15 protein-coding genes and 2 pseudogenes are annotated in these 26391 nt (G+C 69.3%); 7 read left to right on the plus strand and 10 right to left on the minus strand.

Going from position 1 to position 26391, the window contains the following annotated elements:
* Positions 1–91: 91 nt before the first annotated feature.
* The 6 genes and pseudogenes from V1633_RS21210 to ispG form a co-directional block, all read left to right on the plus strand.
* Positions 92–6223, plus strand: a pseudogene (locus V1633_RS21210) (ricin-type beta-trefoil lectin domain protein); the annotation flags it as partial.
* A 476-nt stretch (positions 6224–6699) separates the two neighbouring features.
* A complete protein-coding gene (locus V1633_RS21215) occupies positions 6700–7089 on the plus strand; it encodes a hypothetical protein (protein ID WP_331216109.1) in 390 nt (129 codons plus the stop codon).
* Between the two features lie 252 nt (positions 7090–7341).
* A complete protein-coding gene (locus V1633_RS21220; RefSeq protein ID WP_331216110.1) occupies positions 7342–7995 on the plus strand; it encodes a Uma2 family endonuclease in 654 nt (217 codons plus the stop codon).
* Positions 7996–8038: 43 nt separating this feature from the next.
* Complete coding sequence (gene dxr / locus V1633_RS21225) at positions 8039–9250, plus strand: 1-deoxy-D-xylulose-5-phosphate reductoisomerase (RefSeq protein WP_331216111.1); 1212 nt, start codon at positions 8039–8041, stop codon at positions 9248–9250.
* The gene (locus tag V1633_RS21230; RefSeq protein WP_331216112.1) at positions 9250–10491 is read left to right on the plus strand and encodes a M50 family metallopeptidase; all 1242 of its coding nucleotides are present in this window, start codon (positions 9250–9252) and stop codon (positions 10489–10491) included. Before dxr ends, V1633_RS21230 begins: the two co-directional genes overlap by 1 nt.
* A 7-nt stretch (positions 10492–10498) precedes the next feature.
* Positions 10499–11671 carry a flavodoxin-dependent (E)-4-hydroxy-3-methylbut-2-enyl-diphosphate synthase gene (gene ispG, locus V1633_RS21235; protein ID WP_331216113.1) on the plus strand — a complete coding sequence of 391 codons (1173 nt, stop codon included), beginning with the start codon at positions 10499–10501 and terminating at the stop codon, positions 11669–11671.
* 177 nt (positions 11672–11848) lie between these two features.
* Here the strand turns inward: ispG and V1633_RS21240 are convergent, their stop codons facing one another.
* The 10 genes and pseudogenes from V1633_RS21240 to V1633_RS21285 all read right to left on the minus strand — a co-directional run bounded on the left by V1633_RS21240 (position 11849) and on the right by V1633_RS21285 (position 24694).
* Positions 11849–14008, minus strand: a complete 2160-nt coding sequence (locus tag V1633_RS21240; protein ID WP_331216114.1) for a CotH kinase family protein — start codon at positions 14006–14008, stop codon at positions 11849–11851.
* Between the two features lie 2 nt (positions 14009–14010).
* Positions 14011–14913 (minus strand): polyphosphate polymerase domain-containing protein, encoded by a 903-nt coding sequence (locus V1633_RS21245; RefSeq protein ID WP_331216115.1) that lies wholly within the window; start codon positions 14911–14913, stop codon positions 14011–14013.
* Positions 14910–15515: a DUF4956 domain-containing protein gene (locus tag V1633_RS21250; protein WP_331216116.1), complete on the minus strand. Its 606-nt coding sequence runs from the start codon at positions 15513–15515 to the stop codon at positions 14910–14912. The genes V1633_RS21245 and V1633_RS21250 overlap by 4 nt, the downstream gene beginning before the upstream one ends.
* 386 nt (positions 15516–15901) lie before the next feature.
* Positions 15902–16486, minus strand: coding sequence for a PadR family transcriptional regulator (locus tag V1633_RS21255; protein ID WP_331216117.1), 585 nt, complete (start codon positions 16484–16486; stop codon positions 15902–15904).
* A 148-nt stretch (positions 16487–16634) separates the two neighbouring features.
* Complete coding sequence (locus tag V1633_RS21260; protein ID WP_331216118.1) at positions 16635–18224, minus strand: glycosyl hydrolase 53 family protein; 1590 nt, start codon at positions 18222–18224, stop codon at positions 16635–16637.
* 226 nt (positions 18225–18450) lie between these two features.
* A pseudogene (locus tag V1633_RS21265) lies at positions 18451–19974 on the minus strand (glycoside hydrolase family 53 protein); the annotation flags it as partial.
* 604 nt (positions 19975–20578) lie between these two features.
* Entirely contained in the window at positions 20579–23083 is a 2505-nt protein-coding gene (locus V1633_RS21270) for an Hsp70 family protein (RefSeq protein ID WP_331216119.1), read from the minus strand.
* Positions 23084–23677: 594 nt separating this feature from the next.
* A complete protein-coding gene (locus V1633_RS21275) occupies positions 23678–23989 on the minus strand; it encodes a hypothetical protein (RefSeq protein ID WP_331216120.1) in 312 nt (103 codons plus the stop codon).
* A 35-nt stretch (positions 23990–24024) separates the two neighbouring features.
* On the minus strand, positions 24025–24324 hold the full coding sequence (locus tag V1633_RS21280) for a hypothetical protein (protein WP_331216121.1): 300 nt from the start codon (positions 24322–24324) through the stop codon (positions 24025–24027).
* A 97-nt stretch (positions 24325–24421) separates the two neighbouring features.
* The gene (locus V1633_RS21285; RefSeq protein WP_331216122.1) at positions 24422–24694 is read right to left on the minus strand and encodes a hypothetical protein; all 273 of its coding nucleotides are present in this window, start codon (positions 24692–24694) and stop codon (positions 24422–24424) included.
* 200 nt (positions 24695–24894) lie between these two features.
* On the opposite strand from V1633_RS21285, the gene V1633_RS21290 reads away from it, so the two are divergent.
* On the plus strand, positions 24895–26358 hold the full coding sequence (locus tag V1633_RS21290; protein WP_331216123.1) for a helix-turn-helix domain-containing protein: 1464 nt from the start codon (positions 24895–24897) through the stop codon (positions 26356–26358).
* Positions 26359–26391: the final 33 nt, after the last annotated feature.

Genomic DNA, 26391 nt, shown 5'->3' on the forward strand with positions numbered 1-26391 from the left:
CGACGACCCCGACGGCGACGGCGACGGTGAGGGTGAGGGCGAGGGCGAGGACACCGACGAGGGCGAGCCCGAGCCCGAGGAGCCCGAGGTACCGGTCCGTCGGGTCGTGACCGGCAGCGTGCCGATCGGCTCGCTGCTCGGCGCCTCGACCGCCCGTGCCTCCGCCGCCGGTCCCGCGATCTCCGCCGCCGACACGTCGTCCGGCTCGGGCGTGGTCGGCGTCCTCGACACCGGCGCCTCGGCGGCCGGCGACTTCACCGCCACCCCGCTGCTCTCCTCCGGCTCCTGGGCCGCCGGCTCCTCCTCCGGCGCGTTCACCTACTCGTACCAGGTACAGGTGCCGGAGACGGCTGGTGGCCTGATGCCGAGGGTCGCGCTGTCGTACTCCTCGCAGTCGGTGGACGGGCGCACCTCCGCCACCAACAACCAGGCCTCCTGGATCGGCGACGGCTGGGACTACAACGCCGGCGCGATCACCCGCAGCTACGCCAACTGCCGACAGGACTCGAAGAAGTCGGGCTCGAACAACGCGAGCCACCGCACCGCCGACCTCTGCTGGGGCTCCGACAACGCCACCCTCTCGCTCGGCGGCCTGACCACCGAACTGGTCAAGGACAAGGCCACCGGGATCTGGCACACCGCGAACGGCGACGGTTCCAGGGTCCAGCTGGAGACGAACACCGGCCTGGGCAACGGGGACGCGGACGGCGAGTACTGGATCGTCACCACCCGGGACGGCACCCGCTACCACTTCGGTATGCACCGCCTGCCCGGCTGGTCCGACCGGGGCAGCGCCGCCGACGACCCGCTGACCAACTCCGTGCTCACCGTGCCGGTCTACGGCAACCACCCGGACGAGCCCTGCTACAAGGCGGGCAACTGGGCCGGTTCCTCCTGCACGCAGGCGTGGCGCTGGGGTCTGGACTACGTCGAGGACGTGCACGGCAACGCCATGAGCCTGTGGTGGGCCAAGGAGAGCAACTACTACGCCCGGAACTTCAACTTCAAGGACCCGGTCCCGTACGACCGGGGCGGCTACCTGACCCGAATCGACTACGGGCAGCGCAACAACACGCTCTTCTCGGCCGCGCCGCTGGCCCGGGTCAACTTCAGCGTGGCCGAGCGCTGCTTCGCCGAGGGTTCCCTCACCTGCACCGACACCAACTTCGCCAGCAGCGACCCGAACAAGTACCGGATCTGGTACGACACCCCGGCCGACCTGCGCTGCGCCGCGGACAAGAAGTGCTGGAACGCCGGCCCGTCGTTCTTCTCCCGCAAGCGGCTCGACAAAATCACCACGTCGGCGCAGCGACTTCCCGGCAACACCGCACTCCAGGCCGTGGACGACTACCAGCTCAAGCAGTCGTTCCCGATCCTGCGCACCGGTCCCAACACCGCGCTCTGGCTGGAGTCGGTCACCCGGACCGGCTACGGCCGCAACGGCACGACCGACGCCAGCGTCCGGCTCAACCCGGTACGGTTCGAGGCCAACGCCGAGGACATGCCGAACCGGGTCAGGAAGGACCACCGCCCCGGCTTCTCCCGGCTGCGCATCGCCCGGGTCATCAACGAGTACGGCGGCGAGACCGTCGTCAACTACAGGAAGCCGGTCGGGGACTGCCTCACCGGTACCGGCCTGCCGACCAAGACCGACACCGCCGAACTGAGGTCGAACACCCGGCTCTGCTACCCGTCGTACTGGCATCCGGACCCGGCGTTCGAGGACATCGACTGGTTCCACAAGTACGTCGTCGAGAGCATCGAGGAACTGCCCGCCGTCGACGGTGCGTTCGGCACCTTCACCCGGTACGCGTACGCGAACCCGGGGTGGCGCCTCGCCGAGCAGGAGTTCACCAAGAAGTCCACCCGGACCTACTCCCAGTTCGCCGGCTTCGCCCAGGTCACCGTCCTCACCGGCGCGGACGACCCGGACATCGGCAGCCGGCGGACCAAGTCCGTCACCCGGTACTTCCGGGGCATGGGCGACAGCGTCTCCGTGCCGGACATCACCGGCGTCGAGATCGCCAAGGACCGGGAGCCGTTCGCCGGCCGGGTCGCCGAGGAACTCACCTACACCAGCGCGGGCGACGCCGACGAGGACTGGCTGACCCGCAGCGTCTCGTACCCGGACGCCCGGGAACTCGCCCGGCGTGACCGGGACGACGGGCTGACCCCGCTGCGTTCCTGGCGGGTCACCGAGCCGCGCCAGGTGGCGTACGCCCGATCCTCCGGCACCGGCGACGACCCGCGCCTGCTGCGGGTGGTCGAGACGAAGACCACCTTCGAGACCACGCACGGCCTGCCGACGCACGTCGAGGTCCTCGGTGACACCGGACGGACCGGCGACGAATCCTGCACGTTCCTCGAGTACCACCACTACACGGACAAGAACCTGATCGGGCTGACCAAGCAGACCCGGAGCAGCCCGACGACCTGTGCCGCCGCCACCTTCGACAACCTGACCACGCTGAGCGCCGCCGGCCAGGTCGCCTACGACGACCGGGCGTACGGGGTAGCCCCGTCCGGTACCGACCGGGGGCTCGCCCGGCAGACCTGGTCGCTGAAGGCCGACGGTTCCGGGTTCCAGTCCGACGGCACCCGGACCTTCGACGCCATCGGCCGGGTCAAGTCGGCCACCGACCCGGACGGCCGGACCTCCACCATCACCTACACCCCGGAGACCGGTCAGGCGTTCAGCGTCACCGAGCGGAACTCGCTGGGGCACGAGCAGAAGCAGGAGTTGGACCCGGGCCGCGCCCACGCGGTCAAGACCACCGATCTCAACGGCCGGGTCAGCGAGGCGAGGTTCGACCCGCTGGGCCGCCTCGTCGAGGCGTGGGGTCCGGGACGTACCCCGTCGACGGCGGCGGTGCCGGACTTCCGGGCCGAGTACGCCGTCCCGGCCGGGAAGCCGCCGTACATCACCACCTTCAGCCGGGGGCACGAGAACCGGGTCCAGACCTCGGTCACCCTCTACGACGGTCTGGGCCGGGAGCGGCAGAGCCAGGTGGAGGCCGTCGGTGGCGGTCGGCTGATCACCGACACGCTCTACAACAGCTCGGGCGAGGTGTGGCAGACCAACAACGCCTACCTCGCCGACGGTTCCCCGGTCGGCACGCTGTTCACCCCGCTCGCCGACACGGCGGTGCCGAACGCCACCCGGTACACCTACGACGGCCTCGGTCGGGTCACCCGGGAGCTGCCGATCCTGCGCGGCGAGGAGGCGCCGGGCCGGGCCACCAACTACAGCTACGGCGCCGACTACTCCACGGTGTTGAACCCGACCGGAGCCGCCTCCTACCGGATCTTCACCGACGGGCTGGGCCGGACCAGCCGGGTCGACACCTTCACCGACGCCGCCCGTACCGAGTTCACCTCGATGGGCTACCAGTACGACACCCGGGGCCAGTTGGTCCGGGCGGCGCACTCGGCCGACCCGAACCGCCCGTGGACCTGGTCGTACGACCATCGTGGCCGGCAGACCACCTCGACCGACCCGGACGCCGGCACCACCCGGATGACGTACGACGATCGGGACCGGCCGCTGACCATCACCAACGCCCGGGGCGTCACGGTATGGAACGGCTACGACGAGCTGTCCCGCCCGAAGCAACAGCGGCTCGGCGACAGCGGCGGCACCCTGCTGGCCGAGTACACCTACGACACCGCCCCGGGCGGCAAGGGGCTGCCGGCGACCGCCACCCGGTACACCGACGGCCTGCCGTACACCCAGACCGTCGGCGGCTACAGCACCGACTACCAGCCGACGTCGACCACGCTGACGCTGCCGCAGGCGATCGCCACCACCTGGGGCCTGCAGACGTCGTACACCTACAACTACGCGTACACCGACACCGGGCTACCCGAGTCGACCTCGCTGCCCGCCGTCGGCGCCCTGCCCGCCGAGAAGATCGTGGCCCGGTACAGCAAGGACGGGCTGCCACTGTCGGTCTCCGGCAAGGACTGGTACGGCTCGGAGACCGTCTACTCCCCGTACGGGCAGCTGCTCCGGTCCACGCTCGGCGCGCAGCCGTACCGGGTCTGGGCGATGGCCAGCTACGACGAGGCCAGCGGGGCGCTGACCAACCAGCAGGTCTACCGGGAGCAGGTCGGCGACACCACCGTCGCCGCCAGCAACCTGGTCTCGCAGCGCTCCTACGCGTACGACAATGCGGGCAACGTCACCGCGATCCGCGAACACTCCACCAAGATCGCGGAGCGGCAGTGCTTCACGTACGACCCGATCGGCCAGCTCAAGACCGCGTGGACGGCGAAGGACCAGGAGTCCTGCGACGCCGGCCCGGTCGGCTCGGGCGGCGCGAGCAACGTCGCGGCCGGCGCGGACGGCTCCGGCTACTGGCAGGAGTACGAGTACGACCTGCTCGGAAACCGCAAGAAGCTGGTGGAGAAGAACGTCGCCGGCGACAGCACCAAGGACGCCACGACCAGCTACGCCTACGGCAAGGCCGACGGCAGCCAGCCGCGCACCCTGACCAAGGTGACCAAGAACTACCGCACCCCGCAGGGTGCCGAGGTCACCGCCGTGGCGGAGCGGCTCTACGAGCTGACCGGCGAGACCAAGTCCGTCACCTCGGTCGAGAACGGTGACCAGCAGACGCTCACCTGGACCTACGACGGCCAGATCGAGCGGATCACCGGCCAGGGCGGCAAGGGCATGTCGCCGTACGTCGGCCTGGCGAACAAGTGCATCGACCTCAGCGGCGGCACCCTGGTGGCCGGCGGAGCGCTCCAGCTCTACCCGTGCAACGGCACTCCGGCGCAGAAGTACACCTTCACCCCGGCGCCGAACCAGAGCAACCGGAACCTGGGCACGCTGAACGCGTACGACAAGACCTGGTGCGCGCAGCCGGCGGCGAACACGGCCGGATCGGTGTTCGCGATCCAGAATTGTGACGGTTCGGCGAACCAGCGGCTGGAGCGGACCGCTGCGGGGCAGCTCAAGCACACCGCCTCCAACCTCTGCGCCGCGGTCAAGGACGGCGCGACGGCCAACGCCACCCCGATCGTGCTGGCCGCCTGCGACACCGCCGCGACGGCGCAGAAGTGGCAGGCGCAGGACGAGACCCGGCACATCTACGGTCCGGACGGAAGTCGGCTGCTCACGATCCAGGGCCGGCAGGCCACCCTGAACCTGGGCGAGGCCCAGCTCACCGTCCAGCAGGGCGGGGGGCTGGTCAGCACCCAGCGTTCGTACCCCGCGCCGGGCGGCGTGGTGATGCGCTACACGCACCCCACGGCGGGGCCCACCCTGGTCGCGGTCGCCAGCGACCACCAGGGCAGCCCGTACGCCGAGGTCGCCCTGACAAACGGGGGAACGGTCCGGCTCCGCAAGCAGGACCCGTTCGGCAACCAGCGTGGTCCGGCGTTCAACATGCAGGGCAACACCGGCTTCCTGGGTGCGCTGCGGGACGACCCGTCCGGCTACACCCCGCTCGGAGCCCGGCTGTACGACCCGCAGGTGGGGCGCTTCCTCTCCGCCGACCCGGTGCTGGACCTGACCGACCCGCAGCAGAACAACGGCTACGCGTACGCGCACAACAACCCGGTGACGCTGTCGGACCCGACCGGGCTGTCGGTGTCGCTGACCGCCTCCGAGATGGCGGCGGCGCTGGCCGGGGCGGGGCTGTCGGCGGCGCAGGTCGCCCAGGCACAGGCCACCATGGGTCGCTCGCTGATGTCGGTGATCCTCGACTCTGCCTGGTACATGCTGAAGGAGTTCATCGGCATCAACGACGCCATGGCCTGCTTCGGCGGTGACATGTGGTCGTGCGGCAGCCTGATTCTGGACGCCATCCCGTGGGGCAAGGTCGCCAAGATCCCGGGCGTGATCCGGGCGATCAACCGCACCATCGACGCGATCCAGGCGTGGCGGGCGGCGAAACGGGCCGCCGAGGCGGTGCTGGCCGCGGCGCGGGCAGCCGAGCAGGCGGCGTTGACCGCCAAGAAGTTGGCCATCGAGCGGGCGAAGCGCGCCGCGCAGGCGGCGAAGAAGAAGGCTGCTGAAAAGGTCAACACGACCAGCAACAAGGCTGTCAACAATACGAAGAAAACCGGTAATCCGGCGCAGAAACAGGCTCAGGCCAAGTCCAACCCGGTCGCGGCGTCCGCTGGTGGTGGAGGCAAGTCCGGCGGCGGGTGGTTCGACTCCAAGCCTGGTGGTACCTCAGGTGCGTCCGCTCGTAGCAACGGTGGCGCAAGTGGGGATGGCGGCGCAGGAAAGGCGAGCGACGGACCTGAGAAAATCATCTATATGAAGGAGGGAGATGAAGTCGCAAAGAGGGCGCCCATGACCAAACCTACTCCTGGACACGAAAATTATCAGGATGTGTTTATTCATGGATCGTCGAAGGGGGTAAGCCCGGACTTGGATGCTGCCGAATCTGGTGCCAACCTGATCGACCACCGACAGCTCGCCCAGATGATTAGAAATGATCCCAAATACAAGGGGGGGCCGATTAGGCTATGCTCGTGTAATACTGGCTCGTCATCGGGCACGTTCGCCCGAGACCTTGCGGATGAGCTTGGTGTGAACGTCTTAGCGCCGGAAGGTTACCTGTACGTTTACCAGGGCGGCGGGCTAAGTATTGGGCCAGACGGTGCTCCGCTTGGGGAGCGGGTCACAGGTGGGCAGTGGGTACATTTCAGGCCTGGGCGTGGGCGGTAATGGTGAGGACTTCGATGAAACGCGTCGGTTTTTTTGGATCCGCCGAGGAAATCGCTGCTTCGGCAGCTACTGCGCCGCACTATTGGGAGCCGTTGGTAACGAATTATCTACGGCAAGGAGCCGTTGTCATGGCCTCATCGTCCTGGGTGGATGACAGGTTGGATGAGGCTGTGAAGAAGATTTGTCAGTATTCTGTCCGGACGGATGGCGAGTGGATCTGGCCGGCGGACTTGGCATATTATGTGAGTACGTATCACGTGAATCTTCCCGGCGAATTCCTTGATCATATTGCATCTCGTGAAGGTAAGGTGGCGAACCTTGACGAGAAAGCCGTCGAATCGATCGCTGATTGGCTGATGGTAGACCTTCAGGTATCGGAACCGGGTGTCAAGGAAGCTTCGTAGGGCGGGAATGACGCGAAGTGCGGATATTCGGGAGCGCTGCCCGCTCAAATCGAGAGTCTCCCTGCGTACTGCTTGCCCGGTGCCGAGATGACCGTTTGATGGTGACCTTGATGCGGCATATCTGTTGAGCGGTGAGGATGTAGGTCCGTCGCCAGCGACAAGGCTGTCGGACCAGGTGTGCGACGCCGTGCGTACGGGGCTGCGCGGCTAGGCTGGTCTGAGCAGAATGTCCCGCTGAGGGGGTGAGCCGGGATGGCCCAGGCCGCTTTCGCGCCCGACCCGGAGCCGGAGCCCGCCGAGCCGTCGTTCGACGTGCTGCGGTGGCGTGACGAGCCGTGGACCGCTCAGCTCGCCCTCGACCTGTTGCCGGAGACCAACGGCCCCAAGGTTGAGGTCCTGAGCGGAAGCGTGATCGTGACCCCCCACGCCGGATATGACCACCAGGACGCCGAACTTGATCTCGCGTACCTGCTGAAGCAGGCGGCCCGGCGGGCGAAGCTGTGGCTCTACCTCGAAGCGAACGTCGTGTCCGGCGACGACCTGTTCATCCCGGACATCGTCGTGCTCAGGGTTCCCGGTGGTGGCCGGACGACGATGGACATCGGTCACGCCGTTCTGCTCGGCGAGGTTGTCTCGCCGGGTAACCGGCGCAAGGACATCATCGACCGGCCCCGCGAGTACGCCGAGGCCGGCGTGCCGTTCTTCCTCCGGGTCGACCTGCGCAACCGGGTGCCCACGATCGCCCTCTTCGAGTTGGTCGACGGGGAGTACCGCCCGCAGGCGGCTGCCGCGGCCGGGACCACGTTCGTGATGCGCAACCCCTTCGAGTTCTCGATCGACCCGGGTGACCTCCTCGGCGAGGAGGCCCCGCCGGAGGATGCGAAGGACTCCGGGGGAGAGGGCTGAGGCTCCCAGCGGGCCCTCAGGGACGATCGGGGAGAATGTCCGGGTGAGTTCCCCGCGCGAGATCGTCCTGCTCGGTTCGACCGGCTCGGTCGGCACCCAGGCCATCGACATCGTCCGGCGTAACCCGGACAGGTTCCGGGTGGTCGCGCTCGGTGCCGGCGGCGGCAACGTCGCCCTGCTCGCCGCCCAGGCCCTGGAGTTGGAGGTCGAGGCGGTCGGGGTGGCCAAGGCCTCCGCCGCCCAGGACCTGCAGCTCGCCTTCTACGCCGAGGCGGCGAAGCGAGGCTGGTCCAGCGGCGACTTCAAGCTTCCCAAGATCATCGCTGGTCCGGACGCGATGACCGAGCTGGCCGAGTGGCCGTGCGACATCGTGCTCAACGGCGTGGTCGGCTCGCTCGGCCTGCCGCCCACCCTTGCCGCGCTGCGCGCCGGCCGTACCCTCGCGCTGGCCAACAAGGAGTCGCTGGTGGCGGGCGGTCCGGTGGTCCGGGCCGCGATGCGCCGACCGGACCAGATCGTCCCGGTCGACTCCGAGCACTCGGCGCTGGCGCAGTGCCTGCGCGGCGGGACCCGGTCCGAGATACGCCGACTGCTGCTCACCGCCAGCGGCGGGCCGTTCCGGGGCCGGCGCCGGGACGAGCTGACCCAGGTCACCCCCGAGCAGGCGCTGGCCCACCCGACCTGGAACATGGGCCCGGTCATCACGATCAACTGCGCCACCCTGGTCAACAAGGCGCTTGAGGTGATCGAGACCCACGAACTGTTCGGGGTGCCGTACGAGCAGATCGACGTCGTCGTCCACCCGCAGTCGATGATCCACTCGATGGTCGAGTTCACCGACGGTTCGACGCTGGCCCAGGTCAGCCCGCCGGACATGCGGCTGCCGATCGCGCTCGCGCTCGGCTGGCCGGAGCGGGTCGCCGACGCCGCCCCGGCGGTCGACTGGACCACCGCGCAGAGTTGGCAGTTCCTCGCCCTGGACGACGACGCCTTCCCCGCCGTACGCCTGGCGAAGCAGGCCGGGACGGAGGGCCGCTGCCGTCCGGCGATCTACAACGCGGCGAACGAGGAGTGTGTGGCCGCGTTCCTGGCCGGCCGGCTGCCGTTCCTCGGCATCGTCGACACGCTTGAGCGGGTCCTCGACGCCGCACCGGATTTCACCGAACCGGGTACCGTCGAGGAGGTGCTCGCCGCCGAATCCTGGGCGCGGGCCCGTGCCCAGGAGATCATCGCGATGGCGGTGGAAGGAGCCTGATGCTGTACCTGTCCGGGGTGGTGGCGTTTGCCCTGGGAATCCTGATCTCGGTGAGCCTGCACGAGGCCGGGCACATGCTCGTCGCCAAGCGGTTCGGGATGAAGGTGACCCGCTATTTTGTCGGTTTCGGGCCCACCATCTGGTCGTTCCGCCGAGGCGAGACCGAGTACGGGATCAAGGCGATCCCGCTCGGTGGCTTCTGCAAGATCGTCGGGATGACCCCGCAGGACGACGACGTCGACCCGGCGGACGAGCCTCGGGCCATGTGGCGGCAGCCGCTCTGGAAGCGGACCGCCGTGATGGCGGCCGGTTCGGTGGCGCACTTCTGTCTCGCCATCGTCACGCTCTGGTTCGCCGCGATCTTCATGGGCCTGCCGAACCCCGACTACCCGACCACCAGTGCCGAGATCCGCAGTGAGCCGGCCCGGATCGAGCTGGCGCCCTGCGTGGTGCCCGAGAACGTCGCCCGGGGCTGCCAGGCCGGCGACCCGGCCAGCCCGGCTGCCCAGGCCAACCTCCGCAACGGCGATCTGATCACCGCGGTCGGCACCAGGCCGGTGACCAACTGGGGCGACATGCTCGACGCGATCCGGGCCACCCCGCCCGGGCCGGTCCCGGTGACGTTCGTCCGGGACGGCGTCTCTCACACCTCCGAGGTCAACCTCGCCTCCGTGCAGCGGCCGTCGCCGGACAAGCCGGACGGCCCGGCCGCCCCGGTCTCCGCGCTCGGTGTCGGACTCGGCACCCCGTCGATGATCAAGTACAGTCCGGTCGGGGCGTTCGGCGCGACCGCCGACTTCACCGGCGACATGGCGGTGAACACCGCCAAGGCGATCCAGCGGATCCCGCAGAAGATCCCCGCCCTCTGGACGGCGATCACCGGCGGTGAGCGCGACGTCGACACCCCGATCAGCGTCGTCGGGGCCAGCCGGCTCGGCGGCGAGGCCGTCCAGCACGGCCTCTGGGAAGTGTTCGTCCTGCTCTTCGTCTCGCTGAACTTCTTCATCGGCGTCTTCAACCTGCTGCCGCTGCTGCCGATGGACGGCGGGCACATCGCCATCGCCTGGTTCGAGCGGGCCCGGTCGTGGATCTTCGCTCGACTGGGTAAACCCGACCCTGGGCGGGTCGACTACTTCAAGCTGATGCCCGTAACGTATGCGTTGATCCTGATCGGTGGCGCTTTCACGCTGCTGACCATCACCGCCGACGTGGTGAACCCGATAACGCTGATCCAAAGGTGAGTGCAGAGTGACCGCAGTCAGCCTCGGCATGCCCGCCGTACCGCCGCCGCCACTGGCGCCGCGACGGTCGAGTCGGCAGATCATGGTCGGCTCCGTACCGGTGGGTGGCGGCGCACCGGTGTCGGTCCAGTCGATGACCACCACCCTGACCGCCGACGTCAACACCACGCTGCAGCAGATCGCCGAGTTGACCGCCAGCGGCTGCCAGATCGTCCGGGTGGCGGTGCCGTCCCAGGACGACGTGGAGGCGCTGCCGGCGATCGCCAAGAAGTCGCAGATCCCGGTGATCGCCGACATCCACTTCCAACCGAAGTACGTCTTCGCCGCGATCGACGCCGGCTGCGCCGCCGTCCGGGTCAACCCGGGCAACATTCGGCAGTTCGACGACAAGGTCAAGGAGATCGCGAAGGCCGCGAGCGACGCCGGGGTGCCGATCCGGATCGGGGTGAACGCCGGCTCGCTCGACAAGCGCCTGCTCGCCAAGTACGGCAAGGCGACCGCCGAGGCGCTGGTCGAGTCGGCGCTCTGGGAGTGCTCGCTCTTCGAGGAGCACGGCTTCCGGGACATCAAGATCTCGGTGAAGCACAACGACCCGGTGGTGATGATCCGGGCGTACCGGCAGTTGGCCGAGCAGTGTGACTACCCGCTGCACCTCGGGGTGACCGAGGCGGGTCCGGCGTTCCAGGGCACGATCAAGTCGGCGGTCGCTTTCGGTGCGCTGCTGGCCGAGGGAATCGGGGACACCATCCGGGTCTCGCTCTCCGCGCCGCCGGTCGAGGAGATCAAGGTCGGCAACCAGATCCTGGAGTCGCTCGGGCTGCGCGAACGCGGTCTGGAAATCGTCTCCTGCCCGTCCTGCGGCCGGGCCCAGGTCGACGTCTACAAGCTCGCCGAGGAGGTCACCGCCGGTCTGGAAGGGCTGCCGGTGCCGCTGCGGGTCGCGGTGATGGGCTGCGTGGTGAACGGACCGGGCGAGGCCCGGGAGGCGGACCTCGGAGTGGCCTCCGGAAACGGCAAGGGGCAGATCTTCGTCAAGGGCCAGGTGATCAAGACCGTTCCCGAGGGACAGATCGTGGAGACCCTGATCGAGGAGGCGGTCCGGCTCGCCGACGAGATGGGCGCCGAACTGCCCGAGGAACTGCGGGACCTGGTGGCCAAGCCGATCGTCACCGTGCACTGACGCGCCCCTGTCGCGGACCGGATCGACCGTGGTCGGGGCCGGATCGTCTGCGGTGGGGGCCGGATCACCCGCTCTGGGCGGTCAGGCTTGATCCCGTCGCGGGCGATCCGGCCCCCACCTTTCCGGTCCGTCGTGGGCGACCCGGCCCTCAACCTCTGCTTTGCGAGCTTGACGAGGTCAGGACGCCGTACAGGTCAGCGTGGGCAGGCTGTTGGTGCCGGTCCAGGAGCCGATGAAACCGAAGGTGGTGCTGGCGGCGGCGCCGAGTGCCCCGTTGTGCGCCGCGTTGGTCGCGGTCACCGCCGAGCCGCTGGCCGTCACGGTCGCGTTCCACGACTGGCTGACGGTCTGACCGTTGCCGAACGTCCAGTTCACCCGCCAGCCGTTGATCGCGGCCGTGCCGGCGGTGACCCTCACGTCCGCCTGGAAGCCGCCGGTCCACTGGCTGGTGATGCTGTAGGCCGCCGTACACGATCGGCCGGAGGCCGGGGGTGTGGTCACCGGCGGCGTGGTGACCGGCGGTCGGGTCGGCGGCGCGGTGGTCGCCGGCGGGGTGGTCGGCGGGGTTGTCGTCGTACCGCCCCAGGCGGCGGTGGAGTCCAGCCAGGCGGCCCGTTGGAACATCCAGTCCCGCATCTGCTGCACCTGGCCGGCCCAGGTGGGATTCGTCGGGGTGACGAACGGGCCCACCATCCGGGTGCTGAGGATCGGCCACTTCTGGAAGTTGCGGGCAGCCGCGGCGGTAAGCGGGTTGGCCAGGCTGTTGATCCGGGCCTCGAGCTGTGCGTTGGAGAGCAGGCCCTGGCGGAGCTGCTGCCAGCGGACCTTCACCCGGTTGACGAACGCCGGGTCCTGGACGAGCCGCTGGTACCAGTTGTTGGCGACCGGGTTCCGGGTCTGCTGGTACTGCCAGCCGCTAATCTGGTCGTTGGCGAAGAAGCCACCGACCCCGAACGTCAGGTCGAAGTCCCAGAGCGGCCCGGCGACGATCTTGCCGTCCCGGTCCTTGTGGAAGTACGCGCTGCGCAGGTACGAGTCCATCTCCCGGGTGAACTCGTTGATGATCATGTTGTCGACCCAGGAGTCGACTTCTATCCAGGCTGGATAACCGGTCGTCGGATCAGCGAACCCGGCTGAGTTCACCATGGTGTTGAACTGTTGGAGATGTTGGGTCAGCCAGTCCCGTTGCGCGGGTTGCAGCGGTTCCGGATCGACCACCTCCAGGAAGTTCCAGCAGTTCGCGCCACCTCCCGGGCAGGGCAGGATCGGTTCCTCCGCCGCCAGCCACTCGAACTTGAAGATGTAGCCGCCGGTGATCTTCGGCAGGGTGACGTCGTCCTCGTCGAGCTGCTTCAGGTCGAGCCGGTTCTTCGAGTTCTTGATCGATTCGACGATCAGGTACACGCCCTGGTAGTCGGCGGCGCTCACCGGCTGGGCGTCCAGGTTGACGTACACCTCGGCGAAGGCGAAGCGGGGTGCGTGCACCCGGCCCATGTCCCGGCCGAGACCGTAGACGAAGGCGTCCCGGATCAGTGCCTTGTCGCTGTACGGCCCGCGCATCACCCAGTCGGAGTCCTCCGGCAACCCGAGCAGCGGCAGGTCGGCGTCGTCGTCGGCGTTGTCCCGCAACTCCAGCCGGTACGGCACCTTCGGGAACATCGCGCTGGAGTTGCCCCGCAGGTGGAAGCCGGCCCGGCTGACCAGGCTCGGGGTGGCAGCCAGCGACGTGGAGCCGTTCGTGGGCCGGAACTCCATCACGGAGGTGTCGACGTACTCCCGGCCGGGGGCGCCCTGGCCGTACGCGTCCAGCAGCAGGACGGGCAGGTCGTGGGTGGTGGTGACGGCACGGGCCACGTAGATGGCGGTACCCGGTTCGCCGGTGGCGGTGCCGTTGACGTACGCCTGGGCGCGCAGTTGGGTGGTGCGGGTGATCCGCAGCGGCGTACCGGAGTAGCTGGGTGACGCCTCGGTCGGCGGCTGGTTGTCCGTGGTGTAGCGGATCACCGCGCCGGAGAGCGCGGTGCTGAGGGAGACCGACACCTCGTTCTGGAACGTGCCACTCGGCACCGAGAAGGTGATGTCACCGGCCAACTCGGCGGCCGCTGCGGCGACCTGTTCGGCGCTCGGCTCGGGGACCTGCTGCGCGGCCTGCCCGGCACCCACCCCGGCGGCCTGCTGAACGGCCAGGTCCGCCGATCCGGCTCCGGTTCCCCCGGCGTCGACCGCGGCTGCCGCCGGACTGAGCCCGGCCGCGGCCGGAGCCGTCGGTGGTCCGAGGTCCACGCCGATGGCGGCGACGGTGAGGACGCCGACGACGTAGTACACGATTCTGCGCACGGTCACTCCGTTTCCGGTTCGAGGGGACGGGCCGGGCCTGCCACGCTGGTGTGGCAGGCGGTCGACGGCGGTACGGAGGCGGCGTGGCGGCCGTCGGGCGGCGGTGGGGCGAGGCAGTGGTGCCGGTGGAGAGAGGTGGGCGGTACGAAGTGCCGGCGCAGGGTGCGACGCCACGGTGCCGCCGGCAGGTCCGGCCGGAGCGCGGCCAGACCGGTGGCGTACTTGGAGATCCGGATCGGACGGTGACCGCGCGCCCAGAGCAGCCGGTCGACGGCGGACGCGGTGGATCCGGTCTTGGTCTCGACCACCGCGAGGTCGGGCAGGTGCAGCGCGGTGGAAGCGGTGTCCTGCCAGATCAGTTCGGTGTCCACGGTGACCCGGCTCGTGGTGGCCGGCAGGAACAGGGTGCTGCGCCGGTACCGGGTGACCAGGGTCGGTACGAACACCGCCGGGCCGTCCAGCGGAATCGACTCCCGGGCGAGCACACTCTCGACGAACTCCAGCCCCGGCGTGAGGACGTTCTCGTGGTCGGTCTGGTAGGGCAGCCGGTCCTTGACGGTGTTGCCCCGGGCACCCCGGGTCTTCACCTCCAGCCAGCAGAGCGACGAGTCGAGGTACGTCCGCGTCCTGATCTTGAAGCGTCGGCGTCGACGCTGGGCGGTCAGGAGGTAGCTGGTCAGGTCCGGGGTGTCGAAGTACGTCGACTGGTAGGCGAACGAGCGTGCGCCGTCGATCTCCAGTACCCGGGTCGTCGGGTCGACCAGGTCGAGCACGTCCCACATCACGTCGACCGGCAGCAGGTACTTGCGGTCCACCCGGGTCTGCAGGGCGGCCCGTTCGACAAGTTCCTCCAACCCGATCGACTCCAGGCCGGTCAGCGGCGCACAGGTCACCGAGGCGGTCATCGACGTACTCCTCCCGTCGTCGTGGTGGCCACCCGCAGTGCCGCACCGGCCCCGGCGGGCAGCGAGTAGCGGACGTCGACCAGCGTGGTGTCGTTGACCAGGTCGATCCGCTGGGTCGCGGCGGAGTGCACGCGGGCACCGAGGAGCTGCTCCAGGTGGGCGACGAGCGCGACCTGGTCGGTGATGGCGGAGTCGAGCAGCATGCTCTGTCGGCGGTAGCTGCGGAACAGCCGGGGATGGTCGCCGACGAACATGACCAGGAGGATCAGTGCCATCATCGCCGGGATGTGCCACGCCGCGCCGCCGCCGAGCGCGGAGAGGATGCCGAGCGCGAGGGCGCAGAAGTAGTACGCCACCTCGTGCTGGTCGAGTTCCGTGGAGCGCAGCCGGATGATGGAGAGCACCCCGAACAGCGCCAGGCCGAGGCCGAGTCCGGTGCCGGCGCTGCTGGTGCTGAGCGAACTCGCGACCGCCATCACCCCGACGTTGACGCCGAGGTACGCGGCCACCAGGTCGCGCCGGCGGTGCCGGGGGAAGTAGAGCCCGAACACGAGCAGGATCACGGCGACGATGTCGATCGCGAAGAGGGCGGGCTGCGGCATGTGCGGGTCCTCCTGGATATCATCCGGTGGCCGTTGGGTGAACGGGCACCGACATCCAGGTTACATTGAAGTCCGTATATGTGTCGCACGTCCCGTGCTAACAGTTCGTTACGCGACTCGATTTGTCGGCATCGATGCCTCGATGGACGTTCCGGCGAACGGGCGGCAGTCTCGTGACCGATGTCGCCAACGGGGCGCGTACCGCCCGGGCGGCCGGAGATCCCCGCACCGCTCCGGCGGTGTCGACGCGACGGGCCCGACCTGGTCGGCCAGGTCGGGCCCGTGGTGTCCGGCGAACGTGTCGTGCTGGGTGCACCCGTCGCGTCCGTCGGTGGAGCGGTCACTTCCGGTGAACCCGTGAGGGCCGGTCCGGCGAGGACCGCTGTTCACTCCGACTCGGCGAGGATGGCGTACAGCTTGCGCCGGGTCTCGTCCAGCACCTGGGCGGCCCGCTCGCGCTGCTCGTCGGTGCCGGTCTGCATCACCTGGCGCAGCGCGTTCATCGCCTGGAATCCGGCGTCGCGGATCTCGTGCCAGCTGTGCACGGTCTCCGGTGCGAACTCGGCCCACGGTGGCGCCTGGGCCGCCTGCTCCGCCTCGCCCCGCCCGGTGTCGGTGAGTTCGAAACGCTTCCGGCCGCCGCTGTCGTCGGCGACCGTGACGATCAGCCCCTCGTCCTCCAGCAGTTGCAGGGTCGGATAGATCGACCCGGGACTCGGCCGCCAGGCGCCGCCGGTGCGGGAGTCGAGCTCCTGAATCATCTCGTAGCCGTGCATCGCCCGCTCGGTGAGCAGGGCGAGGACGGCGTTGCGGACGTTGGGGCGACGGCCCCGGCCGCCTCGGCCACCCCGGCCGCGTCCGTGCCCATGTCCCGGCCCGTGGCCGAAGCCGCCGGGCGGGCCGAAGGGCGGGTAGCCGAAGCCGCGCGAGCGGGCCTCGTGTGCGGCTCGAAAGCCTCGATGAAATCCCATGATCTACTCCCTAGGTATCGCTGATGCTTCAACGATATATCGGGAACGCATCGGCGACAACCCCTTGAGGTTCATGGTCACGGAGAGGCCTGGTCGGGCCGGGCCCGACCAGGCCTCCTCACAGTTCCCGGCGCTCAGCTCAGATGTCTCAGACGGCGCCGAGAACGGACAAGCCGGGCAGTGCCCGGTCGCTGTAGTCGAAGAGCGCCTGGTTCTCCCAGCCGTTGCCGGAAGACGGGTTGTCCGGGTCCCAGCCGTTGCCCGGCACCGCCGTCCAGGTCGGCTCCCAGTAGAAGACGCCCAGGCCCCGCCCGTTCGGCACCGACCGCACGACATTGAAGACCGCGCGCAGCGCGTCGGCCTGCCCCTGCGGCGTGGCCGGATAGCCGCCGGCCTGCTGCAAAGACGAGTTGAAGATGTTCGGCTCGGCGTCGTCGGCGTTCAGCGTGAAGCCGTACGCGGTTTCGGCGACCACCACCGGCCGGCCGTACCGGGACGCCAGGTCGTTGAGGTTGTTCTGCAGGCTGGCCAGTGAGCCGTGCCAGTAGAGGTAGTGCGACACCCCGATCACGTCGAACGGCACGCCCCGCGAGGTCGCCTGGTCGAACCACCACCGGTGCTGGCTGTTGTTGCCGCCCTCGGCGAGGTGCAGCATCACCAGGGTCGAGCTGTTCACCGCCTTCACGGCGGTGCTGCCGGCGGTGAGCAGGGCGGCCAGGTTCGCCCAGTTGGAACTGCGGCCGTCCGGCCAGAGCATGCCATCGTTGATCTCGTTGCCGACCTGCACCATGTCGGCCGTCGTACCCTGGGCTTTCAGGGCGTTGAGTACGTCGTACGTGTGGTTGTAGACCGCGTCGCGCAGCTGGCTGAAGCTGTAGCTGTTCCACGCGGCCGGCTTGTACTGCTTGCCGGGATCCGCCCAGGTGTCGGAGTAGTGGAAGTCGACCAGCAGCCGCATGCCCTGCGCCTTGATCCGGGTCGCCATCTGCAGCACCCGGGCCCGGTTGTTGTAGCCGTCGGCCGGGTTCACCCAGACCTTCAGCCGGGCGTAGTTGGCGCCGCCGGACCGGAGCAGTTGCAGCGCGTCGCGCTGGTTGCCGGCGCCGTCCCGGTAGACACCGCCCCGGTCCTCGCTCTTCTTCAGCGTCGAGATGTCGACGCCCCGGATCAGATTCGGGCTGGGGTTGGGGTTGCCGCCGCTGCTGACGAACTCCACGTCGTCCACGTTGATCCAGTTTCCGGCCTGGGCGTTCGAGACGATGCCGGCGGTACACACCCCCGCCGTGACCTGGGTGGTCACCGAGACCTGCGTCCAGGTGGAGGTGGTGGGGATGCTGGCCCGCTGTTCGGCACCACCGCAACCCCGCAACGCCAGGTACGCGGCGACCTGGCCGCCGCCGGACCGGACCCAGGCCCGCAGGGTGTACGACCCGGCGGCCAGCCCGGTCAACTGCTGGTACGTCTCCACCTGGTAGGCCGACGACGCCCAGTGCGACAACCGGTAGCTGCCGGAGCGTCCACCGGCCTCGATGAAACCGGCACTCTGCTGACCGGTGCTGGACGACTCGGACCAGCCGGCGGGAGTCTGGGTGCCGCCGGAGGACTCGAAGCCGGGGTTGGTGATGGTGGCGGCGGCGTGTGCGGGAACGGTGGTGCCGGCGAGCAGGCCGGCGGCGAGCAGCACGACTGCGCCGGTGACGGCGACGATGCTGCGCAGCGGTGGGGACGAACCGCGCATGGGGTTCCTTCCGTCGGAGGGATCGGGTGGCCGACCCGCCCGTTGTCGGGTGCGTCGGCCCACCGGTCAGGTCCGCCGGTTCGTCGGCTTCCGGCGTACGGGCGGCGCTGCCCGTACGCCGGAAGCCCGCGGCCGCCCAACCGTTGGGGGTGTCGGCGGCGCCGCCCACCCGCAGGGCGGGCAGGGCCCGACCGGTGTAGTCGAAGAGGGCCTGGTTCTCCCAGCCGTCGCCGGAGGCCGGGTCGGCCGGATCCCAGCCGGCGCCGTCGACTGCGGTCCAGGTGGGCTCCCAGTAAAAGATCCCGAGCGCGCCGGGTACGGCGGAAACGGTGGTGACCATGTCCTGGACCGCCTCGGCCTGCCCGGCGGGTGTGGCCGGGTATCCACCGGCCTGCTGGAGTGCAGCGTTGAAGATGTTCGCCTCGTGATCGGATTCGTCGAGCGTGAAGCCGTACGCGGTCTCGGTCACCATCACCGGCTTGCCGTACCGGGCGGTGAGGTCGAGCAGGTTGGCCTGGAGCGCGCCGAGCGGCCCGTGCCAGTACGTGTAGTGCGAGACCGCGATGACGTCGAACGGCACACCCCGGGCCACCGCGTTGTCGAACCACCAGCGGTGTCCGCCGTTGTTGCCGCCCTCGGCCAGGTGCAGCACGACCTTGCTGCCCGGCGAGGCGTCGGTGACCGCGGTGCTGCCAGCGGTGAGCAGGGCCGCAAGCCCGTCCCAGTTGTCCCACTGCCCGTCGGGCCAGAGCATCCCGCCGTTGATCTCGTTGCCGACCTGCACCATGTCGGCCGGGGTGCCCTGTCGGCGCAGCGCGGAGACCACGTCGTGGGTGTGGTCGTACACCGCCTGTCGGAGCTGGTCGAAGGGCAGGTCCGCCCAGGCGGCCGGCTTGAACTGCTTGCCGGGGTCGGCCCAGGTGTCGGAGTAGTGGAAATCGATCAGCAGGCCCATCCCGAGGGCGTGCGCCCGGCGTGCCTTGGCCAGCACGTCCGCCTTGTCGCTGAACCCGTCCGCAGGATTCACCCAGACCTTGAGCCGGGCGTAGTTGACGCCGTTGGACCGCAGGATCCGCAGCGCGTCCCGGGGCGGCCCGGTCCGGTCCCGGTACACGGCGCCGTGGTGTTCGTTCTTGGTCAGGTGTGACACGTCGGCGCCGGCGATCGCCAGTGCCGGCCCGGCCTGCCCGGCGGTCGGGGTGAGGGTCAGGTCGTCGAAGTGCGCCCACTGGCCGGCGTCACCGTCGGAGGAGAGCACGATCGTGCAGCGCCCGGTGCTGACCCGGGTGGTGAGGGCGACCTCGACCCACCACTCGGCCCCGGTGCGGGGCAGGTCGACCCGACGGGTCGGCCCGCCGCAGTCGGTGAGGCCGACGTACGCGTCCCGCTGCCCGCCGCTGGCGCGGACCGAGACCCGTAGCGTGTGCTCGCCCCGGTCCAGGCCGGTGACCCGCTGCCGGGTCTCCACCCGGTAGGGCCGGTCGGCGGCGTGGGTGAGCTGGTTCGCGCCGGACCGCCCGCCCGGCTCGACGTAGCTCGCCGCCGCCTGGCCGCGTTCGGACCAGCCCAGCGGTGACCCGTCGGGACCGGCGGCCTCGAAGCCGGGGTTGGCCGGGCCGGCGGTGGCGCCGGGTCCGGACCCCGGCCGAGCGATCGCGGCCGCCGCCGGCTGACCGAGAGCCGGTACGACGGCGACGGCGGCGACGGCGGCCAGTGTGACCGCTCCGAACCTGACCTTCCTGTGCTGCATCGGGAACGTTCCTCCTTGAACGAAACCGGCGCCACGACGGCCCTGCCCGCGCCGCACCACCGCTCGTCACGATCGATTTGGGAGCGCTTACAGAACGCGCAAACCGGTGTTTAGCTGTAGTGATTGGTGTGGTTGGCCGCCTGGCTGGAGACTGCTGCTGTGAGCGCTCACAGAACCATCCACTTGCGGCGATGTCAAGGGATCCGTTCTGTTCGCGTGTGAGTTCTCGGCAAGGTTGATTCGCTCTCACGGAACTTGATCCCCGCGACTGCGTGCCGCCATCCGGGCCGTCGCCAGCATCGTCTTCTGCCGCCGACCGGGCGCGTTCACCTCAGCCAGAGCCGCCGACCACCGGCGAGCTGGTCAATCTCGGAGCCCAGCCCGCCCGACAAGGTCGGAATTGACCGACTCCGATGTCGGTGAGGGCCGTCATACTGGGGCCGTGAACTCGGAGTATGGACGGGTGGAGGTCGTAGGCACCGGCGTGACGGGTAGCCTCACCCGAGCTGCGGCCTATCTCCAGCAGCTCTCCCAAAATGCGTGCAATGTTGACGATCTCCTCACTCATCTCGGGGAGGCGATCGCGTCCGCTCGCCTGACTTCGTTACGGGCCATCGGGATCGGGGGATGCGGAGGCGGCGTACGCCCGGACGCTTGCTACCTCCCACCGCTGCACCGTGTCTCCGACGCAGAGCGCGATGGTGCGACTGTCCGGGCTGAAGGACAAGCCTGCGCCCTTTACCCCTGACGGTCCGCCCCAGGGCACCGGCGCGATGTGCCGGCGGGTGATCATGTCCCACAGCCGGATCGTCCGCTCTTCTCCGCTGCTGGCCAGCGTCGTCCCGTCCGGGGCGAAGGCCAGGCTGAAAACACCGCCGACGTGCCGGCCGAGTACGGCGATCTGGCGGCGGGTGTCGACGTCCCACAGCCGGACGGTGCCGTCCATCCCGCCGGTCGCCAGGGTCCTACCGTCCGGGCTGAACGCTATCGCCACCCCCGGGTCGGCGGTGACATCCATGGTCGCCGGAAACTCGCTGGCCGCGAGCTCGCCCAGCCGTCGGAGGGTACGCGCATCCCAGAGCAGGACGCTCCCCGCACCGCCGTCGGTGGCCAGCAGCCGGCCGTCCGGACTGAACACCGCGTGCCGCATCACTCCTGTGTGGTCGCTCCGCACCGCACCGAGCGGCCGCCATCCCGAAACGGCCCACACCCGGGCCGAATCGTAAGCGCCGAGGCAGGCGATGAACCGATCGTTACGCGGACTGAACGCCAGGCAGGAGCCCCATCCCGTGTCGCTGATCCGCTCTGTCCGCCGGCCGCTCGCCACATCCCAGACCTGGATGTATCCGAACGGCCCCGAGTCGTAGGTGGCCACCGTCCGCCCGTCCGGGCTGAACACCGCCGCCGCGAAGTCTTCCCTGGTGTCCGGGTCCGCTACCCCGCCCGGAACCCCGTAGGTCTGCCGGCCGACCTGCAACGGCCGACCGACCGGCGCCAGCTCGGGAAACGTGAACGTCCGAATGGTGTACTGATCGATGGCGGCGAGGCGCCGGCCGTCCGGGCTCAGCACGACGGTGTGTGCCGCAGTGCCGGTCGGCAGCTCCAGCACGGTCGGCTGCGGCAGCGAGGCCGAGCGGGTGGGAGTGGTGGTCGCCGCACCGCCGGACCGGCCGGCGCCGTCGAGCGGCACGATGTTCCACACCGTATAGCCGAGCAGCGTGAGCACCACGACACCGGCCGCGAGACCGAGTCGCCTACGCCGGCGGGAGCCCGGTGTGCCGGGCGTTGCGGGCCGGATCTCTGGCGCCGCACCGGTACCCGACGGCGGACCGGCGGTTACGGGAATCGCGAGTACGGGCTCCAGCGGCACCGCGACCACCGGCGTTGGTGTTGCCGGGTCCGACGGCACGGATTCCGGCTCCGGGGCGGAGGTCGGCCTCGATTCGGCGGGGTGTGACGCTGGCGCGGAGGTCGACCTCGACTCGGCCGATGGCTCCAGGGCCGGGACGGGCTCCGGTGCCGGCAGATCGATCCGGGCCGGCAGCGGCGCATGGACGCTGCCGCCGGCCACCACCAGCTCCGGCTGCTCGAACAGCACCGGCGGTAGGCCGAGCCGCTGGTGCAGCAGCGTGCCGACCAGCGGCATCCGGCTCGCCCCGCCGACCAGGAACACGCCGGCCAGCTCGGCCGGTGCCACCTCGGCTGCGGCGAGCACCCGGGCCGCCACCGACACGGTCCGGCCCAGGATCGGTTCGGCGAGCCGGTCGAGCTGCTCCCGACCCAGCAGCGCCTCCTCATCGAGGAACGGCACATGCAGCGTGACGCTTGAGGTACGGGACAGCATCTCCTTGCCGCCCCGGACGTCGTCCCAGAACATCCAGGACGCCCGCCGGTCGGCGGCGGTGGTCGGCTGAAGCAGCCGGGACCAGGCCGCCCCGTCCCGGGCCCGATAGACCTCGCCGAGGCTGGTCACCAGCGCCGCGTCGATGTCGAGCCCGCCGACGTCGTCCAGCCCGCCGCTGGCCAGCACCTCGAAGCCGTCCGCCGCGCGTCGTACCACGGTGGCGTCGAACGTGCCGGCGCCCAGGTCGTACACCATCGCGATGGAACCGGCCGGGAGCCGGCGGCCGGCGATGGTGAGGAAGTAGCGGGCCGCCGCGACCGGCTCAGTGACCAACGCCGGCTCGGCGAACACGGCGGTCGCGGCGGCGAGCAGGGTCTGCCGTCGCAGATGTCCCCAGGAGACCGGATGGGTGAGTACTGCCCGACGCACCCGCTGCCCAGCGACCATGTCGGCCTCGACGGCGACCCGGCGCAGCACCGCGGCGATCAGGTCGGCCACCGGTACGGTCCGGCCGCCCAGCAGCACCGTGCCATGGTCGATACATCGCTTCGGCGCCGGCTCGAACCGCTCCGGATGGATACGCGCCGAGCGCAGCGCGTCCTGGCCGGTCAGCAGCCCGCCGTCGGAGTCGGCGAAGACCGCCGACGGCAGCAGTGGCGAGCCGTCGAACAGCAGTGGGCGAGTCTGTGCTCCCGGCCCGGCGAGCACGGCGGCGGTGTTCGACGTGCCGAAGTCGACGCCGACCCACACTCCATCGACGACCACGCTGCCACTGTATGCCGTCCAGTCGCGCCGGAACCGTCTGTGCAATCATTCTTTGCTGAGACTGGCGGTCCCGGAGCATGGCTGGCCGGCTCGACCGTTGTGGTGGCGGGCGTCCGGCGAGTTGTTTCATGTGCTCACGGACGTGCCGATGGCCGGCATCGCTTCGCTCTACGCGGTCGTCATGCTGGTTGTCGGTGATTTGCTTGCCGTGAGTCACGTGGGGTTGCCGATTGGGGCGACGACCGTGGGAGGGCACCCCCAATACCGTGCACTCTCATGCCGCAATCCGGGCCGACGCCCTCCACTCGGTACATCGCAATCTCATGCCGTAGTTACGCAGAGTGACCGACGGGCCGGTGACCGCAGTGCGGCGGATCCAGTTCGCAGCGTCCCGGCGACGCTGCTTGGTCTCCTCCTGCGGTAATTGGTCAGGTTCAGTGAGAAGACGCCCTGGGGCTTCTCAAAGAAGTTGATCCGTTGCTGGTCGGCTGGCCGCCCCGGATCAACTTCACGGAGACCCACATCGCGGTTGTCGAAGGTGCGTGGCTGGCTCCCGCCGGTCGACGGCGGCGGAGGCGCGGCGCTGTACGGGCGTCATGCTCCGGTCCCGACCAGCCGCCAGGTACGGATCTCGGGTAGCTCGCCGACCCGGAGCAGCCAGGCGCTGGCGATCTCCCAGCGTTCGCAGGCGGGCAGTCCGCAGGGGCCGCAGCCGTCCACCGGTCGCGCCCGGTGTGCCAGGTACACCCGCCGGGCGACCACGGTGACCGGGTCCCGACCGCCCGGCGGTGTCTGCTCGTCGGTCACCACCAGCCACAACGCCCACTCGACCGCCGGACACCAGCCGTTCTGACAGGACGGACAGTTCCGGTCCTGCGCGTGGTTGACGATCAACCGATGGGCCATCCCGACAGCCGGACCAGGCGGCCCCTCCACCATGCTCACGGTTCGACCGTCCGGTTCAGTACGTCGACCCGCACCACCAGTTGCAGGCACGGCGGGTGCGACTCGACGTGTGGCCAGGTGCATGACGGATGTTCGTGGCCGACGATCCACACCCACAGGCCGGCCCCGTCCTGCCGGGTCACGTTGCGGTGCAACCGACACACCGTCACGTCCGGTGCGTGGCCGTCCGGCACCGTACGACAGTGCGACCACTCGCCCGGCGCGAGGCGCAGCAGTGTCCCCTCCGGTAGGTCCGGGATCGACGGGCTGACCAGATGGGGTGGCCGTTCGTTCATCGCCGCCCCCTGGCCTGGTACCAGCGCCAGTCGTTGCGCCGACGCTCCCGGACCCCGCTGTCGTGGCGGCGTCGACGCAGCCACCTCCAGGCCCGGGTCACCACGACTCTGCCCGTCCGGTCCCGTACTGCCACTGTTGTCCGTACGTCAGTAGCGGCAGACCGTCGATCCGGGTGGGGCCGTTCCAGTCCCGGTCGGCCTGTTCGGCGTCGACGTCCCGGCGCTGTCGACGGGCCAGTTCCAGTACCCGCTGTCGCGCGGCCTCCGCCTCGGCGGCATCAGCGGCTTCGGCGGCCGCCAGCACATCGGTGGCATGTCGCGCGAATACCGCCGCCAACCGTCGTTGCCGCCATCGTTTCCACAAACCCATGTGTCACCTCCCGACTTTGTTGGGTGGCGACCGCCGGCATTGGTCAATAGGGACCGGAGATTTCCGGCGGTGCGCTGAACCGGTAACGGTGGTGATGCAGGGCCTGGCCAGGCTTGCCACCAGAAAACCCGAGCGAGCCGCCATCGGACAGCCAGCGCGCGTATACGGCCGGGGTATGTGGAGTTCGATAGGGTCTGAACATGAAGCCTTGGACGCCGCCTGTCGTTCCACCCGGGCTCTGGGAGCGGCCCGAGATGGCCCAGGCTCTCGCCGAGCGCGACATGGGCGCCGTGTCGCGCATATACCGTCGCTGGACCGGCGCGAGCCAGAACGACGTGGGAATGCTTGTCGGCATGCCCCAGCCACACGTCAGCGAGTTGGAACGTGGTGGGCGAAAGGTCGTCGCGCTCGACCTCTTTGAACGGTTCGCTGACGGACTGGGTATTCCCCGGCGGATGCTGGGCCTGTCGGGAAGTGACGCCGACTCCGGTGAGGGCGGAACGGACCCGGTGGTAGGCAGAAGCCAGCATAGTTGGCTGAAGACGCGGCGCTTCCTCGGGCGTCACCGTGCCAAGCTGACTCGCCAGATCAGTCGGCTCTATCCGGAGTCGATCCGCCTCGGGCAGACCGGTCTCCTGATGCCACCGAACTGGCGGCTCAGGGCGCCGATCGACCTGGCGCGGGTGGAACTGAACTGGCGTCAGGATGCCGATCGTCCGCGGGTGACCGGTGGCGAACGGGAGACGCGACGGCTGCGACCGATCGCCGACTCCGGCCGGGAATACGATCGGTACCACCGGGCGATGCGTGACCTCGCCCGGCCGAGACTGTTCGAAAACCGACTCTGTTATCGACTACTCGATGTCCTGTCGGACGAAACGGCGAACCTACCCCCGTTGCGGGTGACACTCGGCGAGATGTGTTACTTCGACATGATCGATGTGGGCGAGTCGCTCGCACACGAGGCTGCCCTGGCCGGCGCTGACCAGCATGAGAACCTGGTGGCCGATAGGATCGCCTGGCAGAACCTACCCTTTCGCCGACTTCTCCGGGATCCGTTCACGCTCGCCAACTACCCGTTGATGACCTCCGTGAGCACGCTGACCATCCGGCGTAGCGGCTCCGGGGTGAGCTTCTTCCTGTTGCGCAGAGATCCCGGCAAGGTCGCGATTGCCGGCGGCCTGCTCAGCGTCTTTCCCACCGGTGTTTTCCAGCCCGCTTCAGTTCTTCGTGCCCCTCACTCTCCGGACTTCGACCTGTGGCGAAACGTGATGCGGGAGTACAGCGAGGAGTTTCTCGGGAATCCTGAGCACGATGGGGGAGGGGCGCCGGTCGACTATGAGAACGAGGAGCCGTTCCGATCACTGGACGCCGCACGACGTCGCGGTCGAATCAACGTCTACTGCCTCGGCATCGGGGTCGACGCCCTCAACTATGTGGGTGATCTCCTGACGGTCGCGGTCTTCGAGGCCGATGTCTTCGACCGGATCTTCGACGGCATGGTCGACAAGAACGATGAGGGTGAACTGGCGTCCGAGGAACTCGCCTTCGACGCGCCAACCATGGATCGGCTTCTCGGCGAGGGCTCGATGGCGCCGAGCGGTGCGGCGTGCCTGCACCTCGCCTGGCGGCACCGCGATGTCATCCTGTCGCGAGAGCAATGACCAGGGTCCGTGGATGGTCGCGGCCTACGGGTA

Source organism: Plantactinospora sonchi (genome assembly GCF_036422035.1).
Taxonomy (GTDB): Bacteria; Actinomycetota; Actinomycetes; order Mycobacteriales; family Micromonosporaceae; genus Plantactinospora; species Plantactinospora sonchi.